The organism is Thermobifida alba, from assembly GCF_023208015.1.
GTDB lineage: Bacteria > Actinomycetota > Actinomycetes > Streptosporangiales > Streptosporangiaceae > Thermobifida > Thermobifida alba.
In genome coordinates this window covers 4054444-4078429 of record NZ_CP051627.1, presented here as the reverse complement: position 1 = coordinate 4078429, position 23986 = coordinate 4054444, and the positions used below count along the sequence as shown (strand labels likewise).

The window sequence follows — 23986 nt, the reverse complement described above, 5'->3', positions numbered from 1 at the left end:
GTGGTCCGGTCAACCGGTGACGAGCTCGTCCCTGGTGGTCCCGGCCTGCTGGTAGCGCTGCCGCGCGTCCTCCAGCAGCGCCCGCCACGAGGTCACCTCGGGGCGGCGCCGCAGCAGTGCCCTCCGTTCGCGTTCGGTCATCCCTCCCCAGACCCCGAACTCAATCCGGTTGTCCAACGCATCGGCCAGGCATTCCGTACGAACAGGACATCCCCGGCAGATGAGTTTGGCTCGGTTCTGGGCAGCTCCCTGCACGAACAGCGAATCGGGGTCGATCTCCCGACACGCGGCCCGCGAGGCCCAGTCTGTGCTCCACATGTGCCCCACTCCCAAGATCATCATGTGTCGTGTTGTGGCGTGTTCCCGCCGAAGGGCGCGGACGTCGGCGGGACGGAGGAACAGAGACGGCCCTGCGGGCACACCGGGTTGGCTCAGAAGGTGACGGGGTGCGGGGCCCGTAGGAGATGTACCGTCTCTTGCATCTCCGCTGGTAAAGAAATTACGGTCCGCGCCCGGAAGTCAACAGTCCCCATTGGGCCCATTTCTGGTATAGCCCAGGTGGACCATTAAAGGCTTGAAAACTAGTCACCTAATGACTACAGAGAGTAATAAAACGCTAGTGGGCGGCGTACCCCACGCAAGTCCCTGATCATGGAAAGATGGGGGGCAGGGCTCGCAGATGGCCGAAACCGACGACGATGCGGAGCCCACGGCGGTTCGCCGCTGTTTTCTCGCTTCCGAACGTAATCTGGACGGGTGGGTCAAGGGACATTGCTGCAGAAACTCGGTCAGTTGTTCGGGGTCTCGGTCGCTGCCGGGGTGCTGGTGGCCGCACTCGTCGCTCCTGTACTCGGCGGTATCGGCATCACCGCCCGCAACGTGGCGACCGGCTTCCTCAACATGCCCAGTGAGTTGGAGACCCCGCCGCCGCCGCAACGCTCGATCATCTACGACGCCGAGGGCGGCGTGATCGCCGAGGTCTACGACCAGAACCGGGAACTCGTCGAACTCGACCAGATCGCACCGATCATGCAGGAGGCGATCATCGCGATCGAGGACAGCCGGTTCTACGAGCACGGCGGCCTCGACATCATGGGCACCTTCCGCGCGGCCCTGCGCACCATCGCCGGACGCACCCAGGGCGGCTCCTCCATCACCCAGCAGTACGTCAAGAACGTGCTCATCGAGAGCGCCACCTCCCAGGCCGAGCAGGAGGAGGCCCGCGAGACGACCCTGGGCCGCAAGGTCCGCGAACTGCGCTACGCCATCGCGCTGGAACAGCGGATGAGCAAGGACGAAATCCTCGAAGGCTACCTGAACATCGCCTACTTCGGCGACGGCGCCTACGGCGCGGAGTCCGCGGCCCAGCACTTCTTCAGCGTCAGCGCCAGCGAGCTGACACTGAGCCAGGCCGCCACCCTGGCGGGCCTGGTCCGCTACCCCGAGCTGTACAACCCGCGCCTCAACCCCGACCAGGCCCAGGAGCGCCGCGACGTGGTGCTCGACCGGATGGTGGACACCGGAGTGATCACCGCCGAGGAGGCCGAAAAGGCCAAGGCCGAGGAGCTGGAACTCGACATCACCACGCCCAGCAACGGGTGCGTGCCCAGCAAGCAGCCGTTCTTCTGCGACTACGTGATCCAGGAGATCGAGAAGAGCGAGCAGTTCGGGGAGAACGAGACCGAACGCGCCCGCTGGCTGCGCACCGCGGGACTGGAGATCCACACCACGCTCGACCCGGACATGCAGAAGGCCGGCCAGAAGGCCGTGGACAAGTGGGTGCCGCGGGAGAACGAGGCCCGCAAGGTCGCCGCCCAGGTCTTCCTGGAACCGGGCACCGGGGCGATCCGGGTCATGGCGCAGAGCCGCAACTACGGCCCCGACGAGAGCAAGATCGGCGAGACCTCCATCAACTTCACGGCCAACGCCGACCGCGGCGGCAGCACGGGCTTCCAGGCCGGATCGACGTTCAAGGCCATCACCCTGGCCGCCGCTCTGGACAAGGGCCTGCCCTACAGCACGTCCTTCTCCTCCGGCAGCACGATCACCATCACCGGCCAGAAGGCCTGCAACGGCGGCAACCTCGCCCCGTGGACGGTGAGCAACTCCAGCGAGAGCGGCGGCTCGGCGACGCACAACATGGTGTCGGGCACCAAGGGCTCGGTGAACACCTACTTCGCGCAGCTGCAGAAGCGCGTCGGCCTGTGCGACGTGATCAAGATGGCCGAGAACCTCGGCGTCACCCGCGCCGACGGCCAGGACTACGACAACCCCCGCACCCAGGGGAACAACTCCTTCACCCTGGGCAGCGAGGAGGTGTCCCCGCTGAACGTGGCCGGCGCGTACGCGACCTTCGCCTCCCGCGGCATCTACTGCAAGCCGATGGCGATCACCAAGATCGTCGACCGCCAGTCGGGCCAGACCATCGAGCTGGAACCGGAGTGCGAGCGCCGTCTCGACCAGGACGTCGCCGACGGTGTGAACTACCTGCTCCAGCAGACCTTCAAGGGCGGCACCGCCTCGGGCCTGGGCATCGGACGCCCGGTGGCGGGCAAGACCGGGACCACCGACAACTCGGCCAGCGCCTGGTTCGCGGGCTACACCCCGAACCTGGCCGGCGCGGTGTTCGTCGGCGACCCGCGCGGCCCGAACCAGTACCCGCTGCGCAACGTCACCCTGGCCGGGCGCTACTACCCGGTGGTCTACGGCGCGACCATCCCCGGTCCCATCTGGCGGGACACCATGGTGGAGGCGGTGAAGAAGCTGGACGCGAAGAGCTTCGCGAGGTCTCCCGCGAGGTTCGGGTCCACCAGCGAACCGGCCCCGCCGCGTCGGGAGGACGACGACACCGACGCCAACCCCGCCGCCCACCGGGGCGGTGTGCCGAACGTGGTCGGAATGTCGCAGGGGGAGGCGGTGGCCGCGATCGAGTCCGCCGGCTACCGGGCGAACGTGTCCGACCTGCGGCTGCCCTCCGACCAGCCCGAGGGCGCGGTGGCCGTCGTGGAACCGGGGGCGGGTTCCCGGCTGCCCGAGGGGTCGGTCGTCAACGTCTTCCTGAGCCGCGGCTCCGACGGCGGAGGCGGCGGTCTTCCCGACAGCGGCTGGGACCTCCCCGGTTTCGACAACCGGTGGGGCCTGTTCTAGCCCCGACCCCGTCGAGAGGCCCCCGGGACACCTCCCGGGGGCCTCTCGGTGTTTCCGTCCGTCCGGCCGGCGGGCCCGCTCCGGGCCGCGGCTCCCCGTCCGGTCAGGACAGCTGGCTGCGCACCTCGTCGGCCACCCGACGGCCGTCGGCGCGTCCGGCCGTTCTGGGGGTGAGGATCTTCATGACCCTGCCCATGCCCTTGACGTCGCTCACCCCGGCCTCCGCGATCGCCTCCCGGACCAGTGCGGCCAGCTCCTCGTCGCTCAACGGGGCGGGCAGGTAGGCGGCCAGCACCTCCCCCTCGGCCCGCTCGTCGGCGGCCTTGTCGGCGCGTCCGCCCTGCTCGAAGGCGTCGGCGGCCTCGCGGCGCTTCTTGGCTTCCCGGGTGATCACCCTGATGACGTCGTCGTCGCTGAGTTCGCGGGCGGAATCGCCCGCCACCTCCTCGTTGGAGATCGCGGTGAGCACCATGCGCAGGGTCCGGGTCCGCACCTGGTCCCGTGCCTTCATCGCGGCGGTGAGGTCGGCTTGCAGGCGGGTCTTGAGTTCGGCCATGCAAGGGATGATAGAGTTCCCGTCCCCCGGATCCCCAGGAGTTTTCTCCGATGTCGCCGCCGCGGCGCCCGCCGGTGCCGCGGCCCGTGGTCCTCCCCGAGCGGGACCGGGCACCGCCGAGAGTCTGACACCATCGTCACATGGCAGCTTCGGCGGTGATGAACAGAGCGGGCAGGATAGCGCGCGGTGTCGGTACAGCGGTGGCGGTCGCGGGCGCCCTCGGCGTCGCGGGCCTCACGTACGCCTCGGTGGTGGAACGCAACTGGTTCCGGTTGCGCCGCTACGAGATCCCGGTCCTCGCCCCGGGCAGCGGCCGCCTGCGGGTGCTCCACCTGTCCGACGCGCACCTGACGCCGGGCCGCCGCCTGCTCATCGACTGGATCCGCGGACTCGACGCCCACGAACCCGACCTGGTGGTCAACACCGGCGACTCCCTGGCCCATCCCGACGCGGTGGGCCCGTTCATCGACGCGCTCGGACCGCTGCTGGACCGGCCCGGCCTGTTCGTCTACGGCTCCAACGACCTGTTCTCGCCGCAGTTGAAGAACCCGCTCCGCTACCTGTGGCGCAGCAGCAGGACCGACTACTCCAAGCGCAAGGTCCCCGACCTGCCGTGGCGGGAACTCGGAGCGGCCATGAGCGATGCGGGCTGGCTGGACCTCAACAACCGGAAGGGCGGCGTCGAGGCGGGGGGCCTGCGGATCGCGGTGGCCGGGGTGCACGACTCCCACATCGGTCTGGACCGCTACGAGAAGGTGGCGGGCCGCGCCGACCCCGACGCCGATCTGCGCATCGGCGTCATGCACTCGCCCGAGCCGCGCAACCTCGACCGGTTCACCGCCGACGGGTACGAACTGCTGCTCGCCGGGCACACCCACGGCGGCCAGGTCTGCCTGCCGTTCTACGGCACCCTCGTCACCAACTGCGGCATCGACCGCGCCCGCGCCTGGGGGCTGAGCCGCAACGGGGCGTCCTGGCTGCACGTGTCGGGAGGCCTGGGCACCTCGCCCTACGCCCCGGTCCGCTTCTGCTGCCGCCCCGAAGCCGCGATCCTGGACCTCGTCCCCCGTTCCTGAGACCCTGCTTCCACCGTGCCGGTGCGGCGGTGCGGTGGGAAGTTCGACTCAAGACGGTTCCGGTACCGGTGGACAGTGCGGAAGAAGCCTCGACAGCTGTCGGCGGCGGGGCCCGACTCGGCGCCCTGCCGCTGGGGATGCTGGACAACGCTCCCGTCGGGATAGCGGTGGTGCACGGCCCCGACCACCGCCTTCTCTACGTCAACGCCGCCTACCGGGCCATGTTCGGCTCCCGCCCGCTGGGCAGGCCCTTCCTCCAGACCTTCGGCGACCTGGCCCAGTCCGGGTACGACCTGCTGACCGGCCAGGTCATGGACACGGGTGAGCCGGCGGTCCTCGCGGAGGCGCCCATCACCGTCGACTATCCCGACACCGGACGCCAGGAGCGCTACTTCAGCATCAGCATCTTCCCGGTCACGATGGAGGACGGGGCGCCCGCCGTACTGTCGATGATGCTGGACGTCACCGACCGGGTCGACGCCGCACAGCGCAGACAGGCCCTCCAGCGCTACTCCACCCTGGTCCGGGCCGGGGCGCTGGTCGAGTGGACCGCCTCCCCCGCCGACGGTTCCGTCCGGTGGAGCCGGGGCTGGCAGGAGATCACCGGGCAGCAACCGGAGGAGTACCTGGGCCACGGCTGGCTGGACGCTGTGGCCCCCGACGACCGACCGGGACTGGAGGCGGCCTGGGTCACGGCGGTCACCCAGGACACCGACCTCTTCGAACACACCTTCCGGGTGCGGATGCACGACGGCACCTACCGGCGCTTCCACGTCCACGCCGTACCGGTCCGCGAGGACGGGACCGTGGTCGAGTGGACGGGGATCTGCACCGACGTCGAGCGGCGGTGGCGCGAGCAGCGCCGCGGGGACCTGTCCACCCGCGCCTCCGCCGCCATCTCCGACGCCACCCGCATCGACGACGTGCTCACCGCGCTCGTCCGCGTGGTCGTGCCGGAGCTGGCCGACGCCTGCGCCGCCCACCTCGTGCCGGGCACCGAGGTGGGCGGCACGGGCCCGCGGTCCGACGTCGAACGCGTCGCCTGGACTGGGCGGGAGGACCTCGCCCTCACGCCCCCGCCGCCCCCGTGGGACCGCTCCGCCGCCCGCGACGTGTTCGCCCGACCGGTCCACCGGACGTTTCCGCCGGGGCGGCCGCCCGCGGACCTCTTCCCCTCCGACACCGTGCGCTGGCTCCGCGCCAACCGGGTCAACAGCGTCGTCGTGGCGCCCCTGACCGTCGAGGGATCGGTGGCCGCCGTACTGACCGCGGCCGTCTGCGGGGAGCGTGAACCGCTCGACCGGGACGACGTCGCCCTGCTCACGGGCATGCTCGACCGCATCCAGCCGGTCGTCGACGCCGTGGCCGAGTTCCAACGCACCAAACACGTCGCGTCGGCCCTGCAGCACAGCCTGCTCGGCCGCCTGCCGGAGGTTCCCGGCCTCTGCCTCGCCGGCCGCTACCGGAGCAGCCCCACCTCCGCCGAGGTGGGCGGCGACTGGTACGACGCCTTCACGGTGGACGGCGCCGTCATGCTCGCCATCGGCGACATCGCCGGACACGACCTGGCCGCGGCCATCGCCATGAGCCAACTGCGCAACATGCTGCGCGCCTTCGCCGTGGACCGCCCGCAGGACCCCCAGGAGGTACTGCGCCGCCTGGACAGCGCCGTGGCGCGGTCCGGGGAGTACCAGGGAACGGCCACCAGCGTCCTCGCCCGCATCGCACCGGGCCCCGACGACTCCTGGCGGGTGACCTACTCCGTGGCCGGACACCCGCCGCCGCTCCTCGTCCTCCCCGACGGGGACACCCGCTTCCTGGAAGAAGCCCACGACCTGCTGCTCGGCCTGGACCCCGGGGCCCCGAGGAGCAGCGCGGTGGAGCCGCTGCCGCCCGGGGCCACCCTGCTGCTCTACACCGACGGCCTGGTGGAGCACGCCAGCGAGCCGCTCGACACCGGTCTGGACCGGTTGGCCCGCCACTGCGCGGCGATGGCGGACACCCCCCTCGACCGGTTCTGCGACCGCCTGCTCACCGAACTCCCCGTCGCCGGGAACGACGACATCACACTGATCGCGCTGCGCCCGGCCCCCTGATCCGGCTCGGCTCCCCCGTCCGGTCGGCACTCCGGGGAGGCGCCTCGTCTTCTTCGGCCCCGAGCACGCATAGATGTCCCGGTGTGAGGCATACAAGCTGGTGAAACGCTCTCTGGCCAGAGGCGGTGCGAATGTCCGTGCCGAAATCGACGAAGACGAACACGCCGGGGGTCGGCGGCGAGACCCGCATCACCGACACCGCGCTGAAGGTGTTCGACCCGGTCCCGGTCGGTGTGGCCGTCACCCGCGGTCCCGACCACCGCCTGGTCTACGTCAACGCCGCCCAGCGGGCCATGTTCGGCCCCCGTCCGCTGGACAAGCCCTTCCCGCTGGCCTTCCACGACCTGGCCGAGTCGGGATACGCCCTGCTGCTCGACCGCGTCATGACCACGGGCGAGCCCACATTCCTGCCGGACGCCCCCGTGACCGTCGACTTTCCCGAAGGCCGACGCGAACGCTACTTCAACATCAGCTTCTCCCCGGTCGTGCTGGAGGACGGCGAGCCCGCCGTGCTGTCGATGATGCTGGACGTCACCGACCGGATCGATGCCGAGCAGCGGGAACGTGCCTTCCAGCGCTACGCCAGCCTGGTGCGGACCGGGGTGGTGGTCGAGTGGACCGCCTCCCCCGTGGACGGCTCCATCCAGTGGAGCCACGGCTGGGAGGGGATCACCGGCCAGAGTCCCGAGGAGTACCTGGGCTACGGCTGGCTGGACGCCGTGGCCCCCGAGGACCGCCCCGCGCTCGTGCTGGTCTGGTCCCAGGCGATCGACCAGGTCCCCGACTCCCTGGAACACACCTTCCGGGTACGGGTGCGCGACGGCACCTACCGGCACTTCCGGGCGCGTGCCGTACCGGTCCGCAAGGACGGGAAGGTCGTCGAGTGGACGGGCACCTGCGCCGACGTGGAACAGCAGTGGCGCGAGCAGCGGCGCCTGGACCTGTTCCGCCGCGCCTCCGAGGCCATCGCCCACACCACCCGCGTCGAGGACATGCTCGAAGCGCTGACCCACGTGATCGTGCCGGAGCTGGCCGACGCCTGCGCGGTCCACCTGACCGCCGAGACCGAGCCCCGATCGGTCAGGAGCCCGTTCATCGTCGAACGGATCGCCCTGACCCTCCGGGAGGGCCTTTCCCACCCGACCCAGCCGCGCGGGACGCGTTTCGCCGTCCACGGGGCGTTCCTCCAGGCGATCCAGCACCACCCCATCCACGAGGTGTTCCCGGCAGGGAAGCCCCCCACGGACTCCCTCTCCCCGGAGTCGGTGCGCTGGCTCAGTGAGGTCGGCGCCAACAGCGTGGTCGTCCTCCCCCTGACCTCCGAAGGGAAACTGATCGCCTCACTGTCCGTGGTGGTCTGCGGGGAGCGTGAACCGCTCACCCAGGACGACGTGGACCTGCTCGCCGACCTGCTGGACCACATCCGGTCCACGCTCGACACCTTCGCGGAACTCCAGCGCACCCAACGTGCGGCGCTGGCCCTGCAGCACAGCCTGCTCAGCGAACCGCCCACGATCCCGGGCGTGCCCATCGTCGGCCGCTACCGGAGCAGTCCCACCTCCGCCGAGGTGGGCGGCGACTGGTACGACGCCTTCGTGGTGGACGGCGCCGTCATGCTCGCCATCGGCGACATCGCCGGACACGACCTGGCCGCGGCCATCGCCATGAGCCAACTGCGCAACATGCTGCGCGCCTTCGCCGTGGACCGCCCGCAGCATCCCCAGGAGGCGCTGCGCCGCCTGGACAACGCGGTGACACGGTCCGGGGAGTACCAGGGAACGGCCACCAGCGTCCTCGCCCGCATCGCACCGGACGACGCCGGCCGTTGGTGGGTCGACTACTCGGTGGCCGGACACCTGCCGCCGCTCCTCGTCCTCCCCGACGGGGACACCCGTTTCCTGGAAGAAGCCCACGACCTGCTGCTCGGCCTGGACCCCGGGGCCCCGAGGAGCAGCGCGGTGGAGCCGCTGCCGCCCGGGGCCACCCTGCTGCTCTACACCGACGGCCTGGTGGAGCACGCCAGCGAGCCGCTCGACACCGGTCTGGACCGGTTGGCCCGCCACTGCGCGGCGATGGCGGACACCCCCCTCGACCGGTTCTGCGACCGCCTGCTCACCGAACTCCCCGTCGCCGGGAACGACGACATCACACTGATCGCGCTGCGCCCGGCCGCCTCCCCTCCCGACCTCCCCTCGGTGCGGCGGAGTCTGTCGGCGCAGGGGAACAGTTCCTGGCCGCCTCTCCCCACACAGCCGGACGAGTGATGCAGATCACCGAAATGTCACCGTGTTCCCAGGGGGATCCATGCGAGCGGTCCGAGTCCACCAGTACCAGCAGTCGCCGTCGATCGACCAGGTGCCCGAACCAGTGGTCCGCGGACCACTGGACGTACTCGTCGAGGTGAAAGCGGCGGGCGTGTGCCGCACCGACCTGCACATCATCGAGGGGCAGTGGGCGAAGCTCAGCGGCGTCACCCTGCCCTACACCATCGGCCATGAGAACGCCGGAACCGTCCGCGAGGTCGGCCCGGCCGTCAGCACCGTCGCCCCCGGCGACACCGTGATCCTGCACCCGCTGGTCACCTGCGGCCTGTGCCACGCCTGCCGAGCCGGAGACGACTCGCACTGCGAGAACTCCGCCTTCCCCGGCATCGACACCGACGGCGGAATGGCCGACCTGCTGCTCACCAATGCCCGCGCGGTCGTCAGACTCGACCCCGGCCTGGAGCCCGCGGACGTGGCGGCGCTCGCCGACGCCGGCCTCACCGCCTACCACGCGGTCCGCAAAGCCGTCCCGCTGCTGCCCCCGGGCACCCACGCCGTGGTGATCGGCGCGGGCGGCCTCGGCCACATCGGCCTGCAGTCCCTGACAGCGCTGACCGCGGCGGAGGTCACCGTCGTGGACCGCTCCCCCGAAGCCCTGGAGCTGGCCTCCCGGCTCGGCGCCGACCACACGGTGCTCTCCGACGGCGACCAGGTGGCCGCGGTGCTGGACCTGACCGGCGGAAAGGGCGCGCACGTCGTCTTCGACTTCGTGGGCGAGAACGGCACCGAAGCCGAGGGCGTGGCGATGACCCGCGACACCGGCAGCTACTTCGTCATCGGCTACGGGGGACGCGTCGACGTGCCCACGATCGACATCATCTCCCGTGAGATCAACATCATCGGCAACCTGGTCGGCACCTACACCGACCTGGTCGAACTGATGACGCTGGCGGCGCGCGGCCGGGTCACGCTGCGCACCCGCACCTACCCCCTGGACGCGGCGCTCGACGCCCTGGCCGACCTGGACGCGGGCCGGATCCCGGGAGGCCGGGCGATCCTGGTCCCCTGACCCGACCCGGTCCGCACCCGGCGGGCACGGTGGCGGGGGCGGTCGCGGTCGGCCTTCCCCGGGCGTGATCACGTGTCCGGGAACGTCCTGTCACAACCGTTGTGCGAGCACCCCGAAGTGTCCGCTAGACTGGCACCGGTGCCTCGGGGTGTGGCGCAGCTTGGCAGCGCGCTTCGTTCGGGACGAAGAGGTCGTGGGTTCAAATCCCGCCACCCCGACCAGGTCAGAAGGCCGGTTCAGAAGAACCGGCCTTCTTGGTGTCTCCGGGGTGGGTGTTCTTCGGGAGAAGACACCGCGCCGCCTTCCCCTGCCGGGGTCGCTGTAAGCGGTGAACCGCCCCCTCTGCTTCGGCCGCGAGGCGCGGCAGCCTTGCCCACCCCACAGGCACAGGAGGAATTGTCGGCCGCCGGGTTCCCGGACGGCGAAGCGCTACGGAAAGCCGACAGCCCCTCAGCGACCGGAGCGGCGGTCAAGGCTGCCGTGGCTCGCGGCCGAAGCAGACGAAAACCATCACCACAACACAGACATCCCCGCATGCGTGAGGGGCAGTCCGTGCGTCACTCGTGCGTCAAGACGCTCCGCAGACCATCCCCACGTGCATGGGGAGCACTCCAGGCCAGTGGCGCGGATGCCCACGTACAGCGGACCATCCCCACGTGCGTGGGGAGCACTAGGCGGGGCTGCCTCACAGGCCCTCCCGCGCCGGACCATCCCCACGTGCGTGGGGAGCACCCGCCGGACGCCAACTGTTTAGGGCGCATGAACGGACCATCCCCACGTGCGTGGGGAGCACTGCACGGACACGCCCAACTCGTCCAGTGTGTCCGGACCATCCCCACGTGCGTGGGGAGCACGCCTCAGCAGCGGGCTGCCCCTCCGCCTTGGCCGGACCATCCCCACGTGCGTGGGGAGCACGACCCCGCGTTGCACAACGTGTTGCAGGACGACGGACCATCCCCACGTGCGTGGGGAGCACGCCCGGCCGACCAGCCCGTCGTCGGTCAGGCCCGGACCATCCCCACGTGCGTGGGGAGCACGTCCTGGTCCGCGATCGTCGGCACGAAATAGACGGACCATCCCCACGTGCGTGGGGAGCACGGCGTAGCTCTCAAGGGCAGCATCGTCGATGTCGGACCATCCCCACGTGCGTGGGGAGCACAGCTCCTCCAGCGTAGCCACCCGTCATCTCCCCGGACCATCCCCACGTGCGTGGGGAGCACCCCACTCCACCAGCGGACGGAACGCCTCGCTGACGGACCATCCCCACGTGCGTGGGGAGCACGGCAACGTCACCTTCACCGGCTGACCAGCCGTCGGACCATCCCCACGTGCGTGGGGAGCACGAGAAACACAAATGTCAGAAGAGACGTGGAATCGGACCATCCCCACGTGCGTGGGGAGCACGTCGTGGCGGTACGACGCGCCCGGCATCGTGCGCGGACCATCCCCACGTGCGTGGGGAGCACCGCCGACGACCCCCGCTGGCCCTGTTCGGGGGCGGACCATCCCCACGTGCGTGGGGAGCACAAATTCCGGCGGCGGCCAGAACGGCGGTTCTACGGACCATCCCCACGTGCGTGGGGAGCACAACGTGATTTCCGCGCGCTTCCTCCGGCAAGAAGGACCATCCCCACGTGCGTGGGGAGCACGGGCCGCCTGTCGGGGCGGCCCGCGTACAGTGCGGACCATCCCCACGTGCGTGGGGAGCACGTCCCTGTTGTAGTACTCCTCCCGGTAGACCCCGGACCATCCCCACGTGCGTGGGGAGCACAATCGCCCCACCCCCGTGGAGGGGCGCGCAGATGGACCATCCCCACGTGCGTGGGGAGCACATCGCCGCCTACAACGAGGAGGGCATGCTCGACGGACCATCCCCACGTGCGTGGGGAGCACTGCGCGTCGGACGTCTTAGCGTCCTCCGCGTCCGGACCATCCCCACGTGCGTGGGGAGCACGACGGGCTGCTCACGCAGATCGGCGAGATCGACGGACCATCCCCACGTGCGTGGGGAGCACAACCCCGGATCTCGGGTGGAGTGAATCTCTTACGGACCATCCCCACGTGCGTGGGGAGCACAATGTCAGAATCGTGTGCAACACTGGGCTTGCCGGACCATCCCCACGTGCGTGGGGAGCACAGAAGCTGACCTGCGGCTTTTCGAGACGTTATCTCGCCGTGATCAGCTTCGCAGGCAAAGCCAGCTTGGGGTCACTCTAAACCAGATTCGCAGAAGAGTCGGGATGTCCTGCCCCTCCACAGGACCTCCCCGAAGGCGATGGGCGGCCGCGCTGCCCAATCCCCGGGACCGGGCGGGGAAGGACTGGAGAAAGCCGGCCCCGGGAGACTTCCTACCGGTGCAGCAGAGCCGCTTTCAGGGCCGCGCCCAGCAAGAGTGTCGAGGTTGGCAATCGCGACGACCGCACGCGCCGAGTCGCCGATCGGCAGGATCAGAAGGACGACACGAAGAGACGACGACGGAGGCGCTGGATGGCCAGTCCCACGGTGCGCCGACGCCAGCTCTCCGCGGTCCTCCGTCAGATGAGGCAGTCCGCTGGCCTCAGCCTCGATGCCGTGGCTGCGCGCCTGGAGTGGTCGCGTGCGAAGGTCGGTCACATCGAGACCGGTCAGAGAGAACGACCCAGCGTGGTCGAGGTCAAAGCCCTGATGGCCGAGTACGGGGTGACGCCCGACGACCCTCGGTACGAGACCGTGCTGACGCTGACCCGGCAGGCCCAAGCGCGCGGCTGGTGGCGCCGGTATGACGACCTGTTCTCCGGGGCGTACATCGAACTGGAGGCTGAGGCATCCGAGATCCGCGTCTACGAGGCGTTCGCGGTTCCGGGGCCCGGTTGCAGACACCTGGATATGCGCGGCTGCTCCAGCAGGCCCGCCTCGACCGCGCCCCGGACGGTGTCGAGCGCGCTGACGTCTGGTGCGAATGCCGGAGCCCGCGCACCGGCCGCATGGGGGAAGGAACCGGTGCGCGGTCGCTTCACCGCTGCTGCCGCAACCGCCCGCGCTGCGTCTCGATGACCGTGTTGAACGCCTGCCCCATCAACCCCTCGACCCTGGTGATCGCGGTCAACAGGTCCGGGCACTCGGGCAGGACGATCCGGTCGCCATCCAGCACCAGAGCGATCCCGTCTTCGCAGGGTTCGGCGCGAGCACGGCCGCGGGCGAGTGCGGAGACCTGCTCGGCGGTGAGCCGGTGGTCAGCCACGGGCCGTCACCCCCCGTAGAGCGTCCTGGGCACGCTGCTCCGCGCCGAGGTCGGCGAGCAGCTGGTCCACGGTCGGCGCGCTGATCTCCTGCCGCCGCCCCTGCCGTGCCTCGACCTCGGTGAGCGGGATGCGCCTTTGAGCCCGCCATCGTTGCCGTGGTTCCCGGTTCGGCGAGCAGGTGATCTCCCAGAGCGGGAAGTCACCCTGGACGCGTGCGAGGATCTCCGCTGTGTCGCTGCTGGGTGTGGCACTCATGAGGCACAGCGTCACCCGCGCTGATCTGGGCGATGTTCCATGTTGGAACAATCCGGGGTTTGCCCGGAACGGGTCGACGGGTCAGACACGCATCCGAGAGTGCAGGCCCCGCAGCGGCTCCGGCAGGATTCGGCGCACGTCCACCAGATGGCGCACCACCAGCCGCGCCGTGGGATGGTGGCGGGTCATCTGCGGTGCGATCCATTCGGCTGACAGAAGCCGTTTCAGCGCCGTGTCGTAGTCGCCGAGTTCGGTGAGCGCCCGGGACATGTCGATCTCGTGGTGGGCACGCCGTTCCGGCACCAGACCGGCGAGAGTGCGCTCTCCGATCTGCCGGTCCCGGCGCGCCGCTTCGTCGAGGTCACCGAGTTCGACCGCGACCGCGGCCCCGTGGATCGCGACGTTCGCCGCGCCGAACTGGGTGCCGTGCACGTCGGTACGCGCCCGACCGGCCCTGACCAGGTCGTCGGCGCGTGCGAACTGCTCCCACGCCGTGTGGGCGTCTCCGGAACGGGCCGCGACGATCGCCGACCGCAGCGCCAACGCCCCGGCGACCTCGCCCGCGTCCTGCCTGCTGTCGTCGACCCGGGCAGCGGCACGGTCCAGCAGAGCCAGCGCCGGCTTGTACTGGCCCATGTTCATCAGCAGCAGCGCGCGGGGCAGGTGGGCGACCAACGGCAGGTGCGGGTCCTGGGACCGGCGCGCGGCGTCCTCGGCGCGCTCCAGGAGCGCCAGGGCGTCGCCCGCGTAGCCGAGACGGCGAGTCAGGCTGACACCGGAGGACAGGGCACGGTTCAGCAGTGCCCAGGCACGGGGTTTGTCGGTGGTGTAGGCGTGCCAGGCGAGTTCTTCGCACACGGAGGGCAGGGCCTCGCCGATCCGGGTGAGCTTCGCTGCGGGCAGCAGGCCGCGGATGGTGGCGACTTCGGCGGAGAGCTGGTCGAGGCTGCGAGGCGGGGCATCGAGGTCGGGGCCGACACCGACGTAGGCGAGCACTCGACGGAGTTCCGGGACGGCGGCGTGGACCTGGTCGTCGCGGGGTGTGTCGCCACGGTAGGGCTGCCCGTACAGTTCGGACGGGTCGACGCCGAGGGCGGCCGCGACAGCGGCGACGAACGCCGGGGTGGCGACCTTGTGGCCCTTCTCGACCTGGGCGATGTGGGATCGGGAGTAGTTGGCACGGGTGGACAGTCCGTGCTGGGTGAGGCCGCGGCGTTTCCTCGCCCGGGCGATGCGCACGCCGATGGGCTCGCGGGTAGTGTCGTTCATGGTGGCTCTGCCTCCCGCTGGTCGGTCGCACTCCCAGCGTAGGAGGCAGGGCCTTTCGTGTCCCCGCGGTTCGCGCACTGGCTCGCGTTTCGGTTGCCCGAGTGCCTGCGGGGTGACGGGAAACGCCCCTCGGAAGCGTTCTGAGGGGCGTTGGCGCTTGTCTGCGGCTCCCCCGAAACCTGGTATCAGACCAGCCGTCCGTGCTCTCGGAGCACGGCAGCGCAGACGCCCTGTCCCCGCCCGCGTGGCATGTTGGGAGGAGTCCGCGGCCACGGCACCGGCCCTGTGGACAGGCCGGATACCGAGCCGACTGGAAGTACGGAGCCGCCGCCGACCCGGTCCGGTCGCACGCACCAGAGGTCGACCGCCAGATGTGAGAAGGCACGAGGTCGACCTGGTCCCCAGGAGTGTTCGGGCGCAAGCGCCCCCGCGTCGCTCCGCCGCCTCCCAGCGGGGGCACTGGCCGGGGGCCACGCGGTCGCCGCCGTGTCCCGGCTAACCGGACGTGCTGCCGGACGTGCCCGGAGCCGCCTCCGCTCGGTCGTCGCGGAAGTTCGAGACCATGACGAGGCCGAAGACGAGGACCGCGACGTGCAGGACCAGGGAGAACCCCATCGCGTTGGCGAAGGTGGTGTACTGCAGTCCGATCTGCATGGCCGCGCCGAGTGCGGCGGCCCCCAGCACCGCCCCGACCTGGCGGGAGGTGTTGTACACGCCGGAGCCGGCCCCCAACAGGTCGGTGGGGAGCGGGCGCATGCTGATGGTGGAGTTGGCCGACCAGCACAGGGCGTTGGCGACCCCCATGAGGACCAGGGGGACGAGCAGCCAGGCGAACGGGACCTCCTGGCTGATGAGCACGACGAACAGCGTCATGGCGGTGATCATCGCGGAGAACCCGAGTTTCGAGATCCGTCCGGGTTCCAGCCGGTCCGTCAGACGTCCGACCACCGGGGCCAGCGCCACCGAGACGAGGCCTGTCGGCAGCAGCAGCACCCCGGCGGCCTGGGCCGATAGTCCGGCCCCCAGTTGCAGGTACAGCATGACGGGCAGGTTCACCGAGTAGACGGCGAAGCCCAGCGTGGTGACGGCCAGGGAACCGAAACGGAAGTTGCGGATGCCGAACAGCCTCAACGGCACCAGGGCGTCGGCGCCGCGCAGGTCCGCCCGTTTCTGCAGCCAGACGAAGAGGAACAGCGCGAGGACTCCGAGGGCGAGGACCCCCCACAGCCACAGCGGCCAGCCCAGTTCCGGTCCCTGCTGCAGCGTGAACACGATCCCCGACACGGCGACCAGCGAGACGACGGCGCTGAGCGGGTCGATCCGTCCCGCACCGGTGGGCAGTCGCGGCACCCAGCGTGCGACCAGGGCCAGGGAGAGCAGCCCCAGCGGGAGGTAGAGGAGGAAGACCCAGCGCCACCCGGCGCCGCCGGCCAGCAGGCCGCCGATGAGGGGGCCGAAGAGGCCCGCGGAGCTGGCCACCGCGCTCCAGACCCCCATCGCGGCGCCCCGGCGGTTGCGCGCGAAGACCCGGTTGATCACGCTCAGGGACTGCGGGTTGAGCAGGGAGGCGCCGAAGCCCTGGACGGCCCGCGCCAGGATGAGGGCCTCGATCGTCGGCGCGAAAGCGCACGCGGCCGCGGCCGCGGTGAACAGGGCCATGCCCGCCAGGTACATGGTGCGCTGCCCGAACCGGTCGCCCAGGCGCCCGGTGACCAGCAGGGGGACCGCGAACGTCAGCAGGTAGCCGGCGGAGACCCAGACCGCCTGGTTGACGCTGGCTCCGAGGTCCTCGGTGATCCGGGGCAGTGCGACGGCCACCAGGGACTGGTCCAGCAGGGTGATGAACAGTCCGACGCACAGCGCGCTGAGCGCTTTCCACGCCTGCTTCTCGGGGATCGGCGGTGCGGAGAAAGCGGAAGAAGGCATCCTCGGCACGCTATTGCGCCCCCTGGGGGAAGTCAAAGAACAGCGGATGCGGGGGACGGCCTCCCCCTGTCGGCTCCCCCGGGACGCGGCGGACCGGCCACGGCACGGCTCCGGGTGGGCCGTCCCACACCGAAACCCCTTGCCTCCGGGAGGCCGCCAGCGGGTACCGTGGTCGACGTGTACAGGGGTACCGCTTCTGCCATGAGGCCCTGGACCCGCGCCTGACGGCGCGGCACCGAGCCTCTTCTTTCCGTGTGTCCGCCGTCTCGGTCGTCCTGCCGGGCGGTTTCTTCGTGCTGCCCGGCTCCGCCGCGAAACGTGGAGCACACCTGTGGAAGCACTCCCCTCACGCGACCGGCTGTCCAGCCGCTCGCTCCCCGCACTCCTCCGTGAACTGAACACGGCCGGACGCCTCCCGGCCGGCGCGAGCGCCCACGTCCGCGCTCGCGGAATCCGGGTCGTCCTCGGCGGACGCCCGGTCCTGTCCGGCGTCGACGCCACGGTCTCCGCACGGTCCCGCACGGCGCTCGTGGGCGAGAACGGCCGGGGCAAGACGACGCTGCTGCGTGTTCTCTCCGGCGACCTCGCCCCCGACGACGGCCGGGTGGAACGCGCGGGCACGGTCGGCGTCGTCCACCAGTCGCTCGCGTTCCGCGACGGCGAGACCGTCGGCACCCTGGTCGCCGAGTCGACGCGCCCCGCACGCCTCGCCCTGCGCGCGCTGGACCTGGCCGCCGAAGGCCTGGAGAACGGCGACGAGGACGCGGAAGCCCGGTACGCGGCGGCACTGGACGCCGCCATGCGGCTCGACGCCTGGGACGCCGACCGCCGACTCGACGTCGCCCTGGACGGGCTCGGCGCGTGCACCGACCGGGACCGGGAACTCGCCACCCTGTCCGTCGGCGAACGCCACCGGGTGCGGCTGGCGTGCGTGCTCGGCGCGAACCACGACATCCTGCTGCTGGACGAGCCGACCAACCACCTGGACGCCGAAGCCCAGGCGTTCCTGGCCGCGCGCCTGCGGTCGCGTCCCGGCGGTCTGGCGATCGTCACCCACGACCGGGCGCTGCTGCGCGAGGTCGCCGACGAGTTCCTCGACCTGGACCCGAGCATGGACGGGCGGCCGCGGGTGTTCGCCGGGGGGTACGCGGGCTGGCAGGAGGGCCGCCGCCGCGAACGCGAACGGTGGACCCAGGAGTACGAGACGCAGCAGGCCGAGCACACCCGGCTGGCCCAGGCGGTGCAGGAGGCGCGGAGCCGGCTGTCCACCGGGTGGCGGCCGGACAAGGGCACCGGAAAGCACCAGCGCCAGTCCCATGCCCCGAGTGTGGTGCAGAGCCTCAGACGCAGACAGGAGGCGCTGGAGGCGCACCGGGTCACGGTTCCCCGGCCGCCGCTCGCGCTGCGGTGGCCGCACCTGCCGGTCGAACCCGGCGCTCCCCTGCTGAGGTGCGACGGCGTGACCGTCGCACACCGTCTGCGCACACCGGTCTCCCTGGTGGTCGAGGGCGGCGACCGGCTGCTCGTCACCGGGGCCAACGGGGCCGGGAAGTCGACGCTGCTCGACGTCCTGGCCGGGGTCCTCCCCCCGACGGGCGGGAGGGTGCACCGGTCCGCCGGCGTGCGGATCGCGTACCTGACCCAGGAGACCCCGGCCTGGGAGGAGGGCCTCCAGGCGCACGAGGTCCACCGGCGGCACACGGGACGGCTCGTGGCGCGCGGCGAGGTGGCCGAGTCCGACCTGGTGCCCCTGAGCGGCACGGGCCTGCTGGACGCCGAGGCGCTCCGCACACCCGTCGGGCGGCTGTCGGAGGGGCAGCGCCGCCGCCTGCACCTCGCGCTGCGCCTGGCCGAGCGGCCCGACCTGCTGATCCTCGACGAGCCCACGAACCACCTGTCCCCGCTGCTCGTCGACGAGCTCACCGAGGCCCTGCGCGGCACCCCGGCGGCCGTCGTCGTCGCCACGCACGACCGCCAGATGCTCGCCGACTTCGCGGCCTGGCCGACCGTGACCGTCTCCGCCTCCCCCAAGGAGGCCGACGCGTGACCCGCCGTCCCCGCACCGCTCCGCCGGTGCGGGGACGGCGGTCTCGCCGGTCCCGTCCGCCGTGGCGCCGACGACCGGTGCCGCCCTCAGGCGTCCCGCCGGTGGAACACCGCGGCCGCCACCGCGAACGCCGCAACCGTCCACCCGGCCATGACGGCCCCGCCGAGCAGCGGCCCCAACGCGCCGTCCGGCACCGGCCCCGGCTGGTACATCTGGGCGCCCGCCGGGGAGGGGAGGTACTCGGCGTGGTCGGTGACCGCGTCCAGCAGGGGCGGGACGAGCAGCAGCACGGGCAGCAGGACCACGAGCGCCGTGACGGGGCTGCGCGCCGGAACCGCCACGGCGTAGCCGAACAGGCCGACCAGGACGAGGTAGGCGACCGCTCCTGCCAGGGGGCGCACGCCGACCTCGGCGAACTGCTCCCCCAGCGGCTGGGCCCGCTCTCCCAGGACGAGCTGGACGGCGGCGACGGCGACGGCCACGGCGGCGGCCGCCGTGGGCAGCGCGGCCCCCAGCAGGGCGGCGGTCTTGCCGGACAGCAGCACCATGCGGCGGGGCACGCCGGCCAGACTGGCGTGGATCTGCCCTCCGGAGTACTCGGTGGTGATCGTGAGAACACCCAGCAGGACGAAGCCGACCTGCGTGTACCCCACGGTCTGCAGGGCGGTGTGCAGTGCGGGGACCGTTTCCGCGCCCGCCGTGTCGCGGGCCGCGACCGCGAGCAGTGCGGCGAGCCCAGCCGTCCCCGCGACGGTGACGGCGACCGTGACGAGAGCGGCGGGCAGGGTGCGCAGTTTGACGGTCTCCGCGACAACAGCGTGTCCGAGACTGAGGTTCATGGCGGTATCCAGCGGTCAGGCGTCACGGCGGATGAACACGGCCGCGGCGACGGCGAGGAACAGGGCGGTCCACGCGGCCATGACCAGGCCGCCGGCGAGCGGGCCGAGCGGGTCCTCCACCGGGGAGTAGGCGGCGAACATCTGGCCTCCGGCGAGGTCCGGCAGGTACTTCGCCAGCGGGGTGACCATGGACAGCAGCAGGGAGAACGACACGAGCGAGGCGTTGACGATCAGCACGATCAGCGGAACGATCCCGTTGCGGACCAGCACGGTGACGGCGAACGCGAGCAGCGCGGTGAGGACCGCGTAGCAGACGCCGCCGAACACAGACCCGCCGACCTCGGCGAACACCTCGTCCAGGGGATGGCCGTGCTCGCCCAGCACCGTCTGGGCCACCACGACCGAGACCGGGATCGCCACGGCCGTGGCCAGGGCGGTCACCGTGCTCAGCACCAGTGCCTTGGCGGCCAGCAGCGGCACCCGCCGGGGCAGTCCGGTGAGGGTGGCGGTGATCTGGCGGCCGCCGCCCGCGCCGCGCCGGGTCGCGGTGTACTCGCTGCTGATCACGGTCACGCCGAGGACGATCGCGCCGATCGCGCCCACGGGGATGCCGTCGAGGCCCGCGTCGATCGTGGACAGGTCGACCAGCGCGCCGGTGTTGCCCGTGTCGAGGGCGTGCCGCAGCGCCGACGTGTTCAGCGCGGCCACGCCCGGCGTCACGAGCAGGACCAGGCCCAGTGCGACGAACACGGACGGCAGCGAGGCCAGTTTGGTGAACTCGGCGGCGACGGTGTTGCGGAAGCTCACGCGCCACCTCCGGGGGTCGCGGCCGTCCCGGTGAGGGCGAAGAACGCCTCCTCCAGGGAGGAGTGCCCCGCGGTCACCTCGGCTACCGTTCCCCGGGTGACGATCCGGCCCCGGTCGATGACGACCAGATCGTCGGCGGTTTCGGCGACCTCGCCCATGAGGTGGCTGGAGAGCAGCACGGTGCGGCCCGCCGCGGCGTAGTCCCGCAGGAAGCTGCGCATCCAGCGGATCCCCTCGGCGTCCAGGCCGTTGACCGGTTCGTCGAGGACGAGCACCTCGGGGTCGCCGAGCAGCGCGGCGGCCAGGCCGAGACGCTGGCCCATGCCGAGGGAGAACGCGCCGATCCGTTTCCGTGCCGCGTCGGCCAGGCCGACGGTGTCGAGCACCTCGGCCACCCGGGAACGCGGGATGCCGTTGCTGCGGGCCAGCCAGGTCAGGTGGGCCCGCGCGCTACGGGAGGGGTGTGCTCCGGCGTCCAGCAGGGCGCCGACCGTGCGCAGGGGGTGGCGCAGCTGCCGGTAGGGGACCCCGTTGACCAGGGCGGTGCCCCCGTCGGCGCGGTCCAGGCCGAGGAGGACGCGCAGGGTCGAGGTCTTCCCGGCGCCGTTGGGTCCGAGGAAGCCGGTGACCCTGCCGGGGGAGGCGGTGAAGCTGACGTCGTCCACGACGGCTCTTCCGCCGCGGCGTTTGGTCAGGTGTGCCACGTCGATCATGCGCCCAGCGTCGCAACGGGGCGGTCCGGCGCGCATCGGCCGAAGGTTGACACCGGTGCGGCCGGGTCCGGCCTACCGGATCTCGGCGATGTACCCGGACTCGTAGACGAGGATGACCAGTTGGGTTCGGTCGCGCACGCCCAGTCTGGTGAAGAGCCGGCTCAGGTAGGTCTTGACGGTGGCCTTGCTGAGGAAGAGTTCGGCGGCGATCTCCTCGTTGGACAGTCCCCGGGTGATCGCGGCGACGACGTCCCGTTCCCGTTCGGTGAGGCCGCGGAAGCGGGAGCGGTCGGCGGTGCGGTGGCGCGGCGCGACGTGGGCGATCATCCGCCGCGTCACCTCGGGGGCGAGCATGGCGTTGCCGTCCCGCGCGGTGCGGACGGCCCGCAGGATCTCCTCGGGGGGCGCGTTCTTCAGCAGGAAGCCGGAGGCGCCGGCGCGCAGCGCCTCGTAGACGTACTCGTCCAGGTCGAACGTGGTCAGCACGACGACCCTGGTGCCCGGGTGGTGGTCGCAGACCAGCCGGGTCGCCGCCAGGCCGTCCAGGACCGGCATGCGGATGTCCATGAGCACGACGTCCGGCCGGTGCTCCCGGACCGCAGCGACGGCCTCCCGCCCGTTGCGTGCCCGTGCCCGGACGGCCATGCCGGGGGCGCTGTCGACCAGTTCCGCGAGGGCGGCGCGGGACAGGTCGTCGTCCTCGGCGACGACCACACCGATGGGGTCGCTCATGCGGCCTCCCGTCCGTGCGGGTCGGCGGGCAGGCGGACGCGGAGGGCGAACCCGCCGTCGGGGCGCTTCCCGGCGGTGAACTCCCCGCCCAGCAGTTCGACGCGCTCGCGCAGCCCCACCAGACCGAAGCCGGGAGCGTCGCCGGGGCGCGGCCGGCGGGCGGGCGGGTCGTTGACGACTTCGACGTCCACCTGTTCCCCAGCGGTGGCGACGGTCACCGCGCACCGTGCCCCGGGGGCGTGCCGGACCGCGTTGGTCAGCCCTTCCTGCACGATCCGGTACACGGCCCGCTGCGTGCCCGCGGGCAGCGGGCGGGAGCCGGTGACCGTCAGCGTGGTGGGGGTCCCCGCCCGCTCGGCGCGGGCGACGAGCGCGTCCAGGTCGTCGAGCCCGGGCTGCGGGGCGCGCTCCCCCGGGCCGGCGTCGGCACGCAGGACGCCGAGCACGGAGCGCATGTCGTCCAGTGCGGCCCGGCTGGTCTCCTCGATGGTGGCGAGTTTCTCGCGCAGCGCCGCGGGGTCGTCGGTGGTGCTGTGCCGTCCCGTCCCGGAGACGATGGCGATCGTGCCGAGCGAGTGCGACACGACGTCGTGCAGTTCCCGCACGACCCGCAGCCGCTCCGCGGCCACGGCGCGCTCCCGTTCGGCGCGGGCCGCGTGCTCGGCCTCCAGCCGCTTCTGCCGGGTGACACTGCCCAGCGTCCACGCTCCGAGCAGCGCCAACCCGCTCACCAGCAGGTAGCGGAGCAGGTCGAGGACGTGGTCGCTGCCGCTGACCGTGGCCAGGACGGTGACCGCCGCGAAGGACGCCAGCAGCACTTTCGGCAGCCGTCTGGTCTCCCCCCGGAGCAGCGCGACCTCGTACAGGATCCACGCGCAGAGCAGGAACGGTTCCCGGGTGACGCCGAGGAGCAGACCGGCCAGGGTCGTTCCGGCGACGACGGCGAAGGCGCGCAGCGGCCACCGGAAGCGGAGCAGGGTTCCCGCCGCGACCAGCAGGACCGCCGTGACGTGCGCCGTGGTCAGCCACACCGGGCCGCCGATCGGGAGCCAGAACACCAGCACGCACAGCAGGACGGCGGCCGCGTCGACGGCGAGCCACCAGCGCTCACGCTCGGGGACACCCCGCTGACCCATGCCCCCGATGGTAGTGGGATGCGGGGGCGGTCCCTTCCGCCGCGGAGGCGGTCCTTCGGGCGGGGCCCGCCGTCGGCGTCGCGGCACGGCTTCGGCCCCGGTTCCGCGGAGAATCGACGGGAACGGGCACGGACCGGGCCGCCGGGGGAAGGAGAGAGGGCATGGACGCGCACGAGTGGGACCAGCGCTACCGGGAGCGGGAACTGGTGTGGGGTGCGGAGCCGAACCGGTTCGTCGTCGAGGTGGTCGCCGACCTGCCGCCGGGTCGGGCGTTGGACGTGGCCGCCGGGGAGGGACGCAACGCGGTGTGGCTCGCCGAGCGGGGATGGCGGGTCACGGCCGCCGACTTCTCCTCGGTGGCGGTGGATCGGGGCAGGCTCCTCGCCCGTGAGCGGGGGGTGGAGGTGGAGTGGGTGCACGCCGACGCCCGCGACCCCGCACCCCTGCGGGAGGCGTACGACCTGGTGCTCCTCAGCTACCTGCACCTGCCACCCGACGACTGGCGGCGTGCGCTCACCGAGGCGGTGCGGGCGCTGGCTCCGGGAGGGCGGCTGGTGAGCGTCGGCCACGCCCTGGACAACCTCACCCGCGGCACCGGCGGGCCGCAGGACCCGCGGGTCCTGCACATCCCCCAGGACATCGCCCTGGCCGTGGCCGAGATCGCCGCCGGGGCGGGCTTCGCCGTGCGCGTCGAACGCGCCGAACAGGTGACCCGCGGGGTCGACACCGACGAGGGGCCGCGCACCGCGATCGACTCCCTGGTCGTCGCCCACCGCGCCCGCCGGTGAGACCGCGGAGTGTCACCGTCGGCTGCCACCATGCCCGGGGATGCC

19 protein-coding genes, 1 tRNA gene and 1 CRISPR repeat array are annotated in these 23986 nt (G+C 71.7%); of the genes, 9 read left to right on the top strand and 11 right to left on the bottom strand.

The features are described from left to right. Positions 1–9 precede the first annotated feature (9 nt). Positions 10–318, bottom strand: a complete 309-nt coding sequence (locus FOF52_RS18140; RefSeq protein ID WP_248591112.1) for a WhiB family transcriptional regulator — start codon at positions 316–318, stop codon at positions 10–12. 453 nt (positions 319–771) lie between these two features. On the opposite strand from FOF52_RS18140, the gene FOF52_RS18135 reads away from it, so the two are divergent. Next, complete coding sequence (locus tag FOF52_RS18135) at positions 772–3147, top strand: penicillin-binding protein (RefSeq protein WP_248593919.1); 2376 nt, start codon at positions 772–774, stop codon at positions 3145–3147. A 103-nt stretch (positions 3148–3250) separates the two neighbouring features. Here FOF52_RS18135 and FOF52_RS18130 read toward each other — a convergent pair whose 3' ends face one another. Beyond that, positions 3251–3703, bottom strand: a complete 453-nt coding sequence (locus FOF52_RS18130; protein WP_248591111.1) for a GatB/YqeY domain-containing protein — start codon at positions 3701–3703, stop codon at positions 3251–3253. Positions 3704–3843: 140 nt separating this feature from the next. On the opposite strand from FOF52_RS18130, the gene FOF52_RS18125 reads away from it, so the two are divergent. From FOF52_RS18125 to FOF52_RS18100, 6 genes are all read left to right on the top strand, one after another. After that, positions 3844–4779: a metallophosphoesterase gene (locus FOF52_RS18125; RefSeq protein ID WP_248591110.1), complete on the top strand. Its 936-nt coding sequence runs from the start codon at positions 3844–3846 to the stop codon at positions 4777–4779. Between the two features lie 68 nt (positions 4780–4847). Further along, positions 4848–6875, top strand: coding sequence for a SpoIIE family protein phosphatase (locus FOF52_RS18120; RefSeq protein ID WP_248591109.1), 2028 nt, complete (start codon positions 4848–4850; stop codon positions 6873–6875). Between the two features lie 131 nt (positions 6876–7006). After that, positions 7007–9139 (top strand): SpoIIE family protein phosphatase, encoded by a 2133-nt coding sequence (locus FOF52_RS18115; RefSeq protein WP_248591108.1) that lies wholly within the window; start codon positions 7007–7009, stop codon positions 9137–9139. Positions 9140–9179: 40 nt separating this feature from the next. After that, positions 9180–10208 carry an NAD(P)-dependent alcohol dehydrogenase gene (locus FOF52_RS18110; protein WP_248591107.1) on the top strand — a complete coding sequence of 343 codons (1029 nt, stop codon included), beginning with the start codon at positions 9180–9182 and terminating at the stop codon, positions 10206–10208. Between the two features lie 144 nt (positions 10209–10352). Then, positions 10353–10429, top strand: a tRNA-Pro gene (locus FOF52_RS18105). A 360-nt stretch (positions 10430–10789) separates the two neighbouring features. After that, positions 10790–12345: direct repeats of the CRISPR family, unit length 29 nt; unit sequence CGGACCATCCCCACGTGCGTGGGGAGCAC. Between the two features lie 350 nt (positions 12346–12695). Continuing rightward, positions 12696–13241, top strand: coding sequence for a helix-turn-helix domain-containing protein (locus tag FOF52_RS18100; RefSeq protein WP_248591106.1), 546 nt, complete (start codon positions 12696–12698; stop codon positions 13239–13241). Here FOF52_RS18100 and FOF52_RS18095 read toward each other — a convergent pair. From FOF52_RS18095 to FOF52_RS18080, 4 genes are all read right to left on the bottom strand, one after another. Then, positions 13201–13428, bottom strand: coding sequence for a hypothetical protein (locus tag FOF52_RS18095; protein ID WP_248591105.1), 228 nt, complete (start codon positions 13426–13428; stop codon positions 13201–13203). The two genes, FOF52_RS18100 and FOF52_RS18095, sit on opposite strands and share 41 nt — an antisense overlap. Next, entirely contained in the window at positions 13421–13684 is a 264-nt protein-coding gene (locus FOF52_RS18090; protein ID WP_248591104.1) for a hypothetical protein, read from the bottom strand. Before FOF52_RS18090 ends, FOF52_RS18095 begins: the two co-directional genes overlap by 8 nt. Positions 13685–13765: 81 nt before the next feature. Continuing rightward, a complete protein-coding gene (locus tag FOF52_RS18085; RefSeq protein WP_248591103.1) occupies positions 13766–14953 on the bottom strand; it encodes a helix-turn-helix domain-containing protein in 1188 nt (395 codons plus the stop codon). A gap of 495 nt (positions 14954–15448) precedes the next feature. Beyond that, complete coding sequence (locus FOF52_RS18080; protein ID WP_248591102.1) at positions 15449–16879, bottom strand: DHA2 family efflux MFS transporter permease subunit; 1431 nt, start codon at positions 16877–16879, stop codon at positions 15449–15451. A gap of 358 nt (positions 16880–17237) precedes the next feature. Between FOF52_RS18080 and FOF52_RS18075 the strand changes: the two genes are divergently transcribed. Then, positions 17238–18926, top strand: a complete 1689-nt coding sequence (locus FOF52_RS18075) for an ABC-F family ATP-binding cassette domain-containing protein (protein WP_425265559.1) — start codon at positions 17238–17240, stop codon at positions 18924–18926. Positions 18927–19012: 86 nt separating this feature from the next. Here the strand turns inward: FOF52_RS18075 and FOF52_RS18070 are convergent, their stop codons facing one another. From FOF52_RS18070 to FOF52_RS18050, 5 genes are all read right to left on the bottom strand, one after another. Beyond that, positions 19013–19765: an ABC transporter permease gene (locus tag FOF52_RS18070; protein WP_248591100.1), complete on the bottom strand. Its 753-nt coding sequence runs from the start codon at positions 19763–19765 to the stop codon at positions 19013–19015. A 15-nt stretch (positions 19766–19780) separates the two neighbouring features. After that, the gene (locus FOF52_RS18065; RefSeq protein ID WP_248591099.1) at positions 19781–20572 is read right to left on the bottom strand and encodes an ABC transporter permease; all 792 of its coding nucleotides are present in this window, start codon (positions 20570–20572) and stop codon (positions 19781–19783) included. Then, positions 20569–21285: an ABC transporter ATP-binding protein gene (locus FOF52_RS18060; RefSeq protein WP_248591098.1), complete on the bottom strand. Its 717-nt coding sequence runs from the start codon at positions 21283–21285 to the stop codon at positions 20569–20571. The genes FOF52_RS18065 and FOF52_RS18060 overlap by 4 nt, the downstream gene beginning before the upstream one ends. A gap of 72 nt (positions 21286–21357) precedes the next feature. After that, a complete protein-coding gene (locus tag FOF52_RS18055; protein ID WP_248591097.1) occupies positions 21358–22017 on the bottom strand; it encodes a response regulator transcription factor in 660 nt (219 codons plus the stop codon). After that, positions 22014–23153, bottom strand: coding sequence for a sensor histidine kinase (locus tag FOF52_RS18050; protein WP_248591096.1), 1140 nt, complete (start codon positions 23151–23153; stop codon positions 22014–22016). Before FOF52_RS18050 ends, FOF52_RS18055 begins: the two co-directional genes overlap by 4 nt. Positions 23154–23314: 161 nt before the next feature. Here FOF52_RS18050 and FOF52_RS18045 point away from each other — a divergent pair, with 161 nt between their 5' ends. Continuing rightward, on the top strand, positions 23315–23941 hold the full coding sequence (locus tag FOF52_RS18045) for a class I SAM-dependent methyltransferase (protein WP_248591095.1): 627 nt from the start codon (positions 23315–23317) through the stop codon (positions 23939–23941). Positions 23942–23986: the final 45 nt, after the last annotated feature.

Excerpts from the sequence above, each read along its gene's own strand:
- FOF52_RS18060 (WP_248591098.1), bottom strand. The coding sequence starts at position 21,285 with ATGATCGACGTGGCACACCTGACCAAACGCCGCGGCGGAAGAGCCGTC.
- FOF52_RS18050 (WP_248591096.1), bottom strand. The coding sequence starts at position 23,153 with ATGGGTCAGCGGGGTGTCCCCGAGCGTGAGCGCTGGTGGCTCGCCGTC.
- FOF52_RS18115 (WP_248591108.1), top strand. The coding sequence starts at position 7,007 with ATGTCCGTGCCGAAATCGACGAAGACGAACACGCCGGGGGTCGGCGGC.
- FOF52_RS18130 (WP_248591111.1), bottom strand. The coding sequence starts at position 3,703 with ATGGCCGAACTCAAGACCCGCCTGCAAGCCGACCTCACCGCCGCGATG.
- FOF52_RS18125 (WP_248591110.1), top strand. The coding sequence starts at position 3,844 with ATGGCAGCTTCGGCGGTGATGAACAGAGCGGGCAGGATAGCGCGCGGT.
- FOF52_RS18140 (WP_248591112.1), bottom strand. The coding sequence starts at position 318 with ATGTGGAGCACAGACTGGGCCTCGCGGGCCGCGTGTCGGGAGATCGAC.
- FOF52_RS18085 (WP_248591103.1), bottom strand. The coding sequence starts at position 14,953 with ATGAACGACACTACCCGCGAGCCCATCGGCGTGCGCATCGCCCGGGCG.
- FOF52_RS18080 (WP_248591102.1), bottom strand. The coding sequence starts at position 16,879 with ATGCCTTCTTCCGCTTTCTCCGCACCGCCGATCCCCGAGAAGCAGGCG.
- FOF52_RS18070 (WP_248591100.1), bottom strand. The coding sequence starts at position 19,765 with ATGAACCTCAGTCTCGGACACGCTGTTGTCGCGGAGACCGTCAAACTG.
- FOF52_RS18100 (WP_248591106.1), top strand. The coding sequence starts at position 12,696 with ATGGCCAGTCCCACGGTGCGCCGACGCCAGCTCTCCGCGGTCCTCCGT.
- FOF52_RS18110 (WP_248591107.1), top strand. The coding sequence starts at position 9,180 with ATGCGAGCGGTCCGAGTCCACCAGTACCAGCAGTCGCCGTCGATCGAC.
- FOF52_RS18090 (WP_248591104.1), bottom strand. The coding sequence starts at position 13,684 with ATGAGTGCCACACCCAGCAGCGACACAGCGGAGATCCTCGCACGCGTC.
- FOF52_RS18055 (WP_248591097.1), bottom strand. The coding sequence starts at position 22,017 with ATGAGCGACCCCATCGGTGTGGTCGTCGCCGAGGACGACGACCTGTCC.
- FOF52_RS18045 (WP_248591095.1), top strand. The coding sequence starts at position 23,315 with ATGGACGCGCACGAGTGGGACCAGCGCTACCGGGAGCGGGAACTGGTG.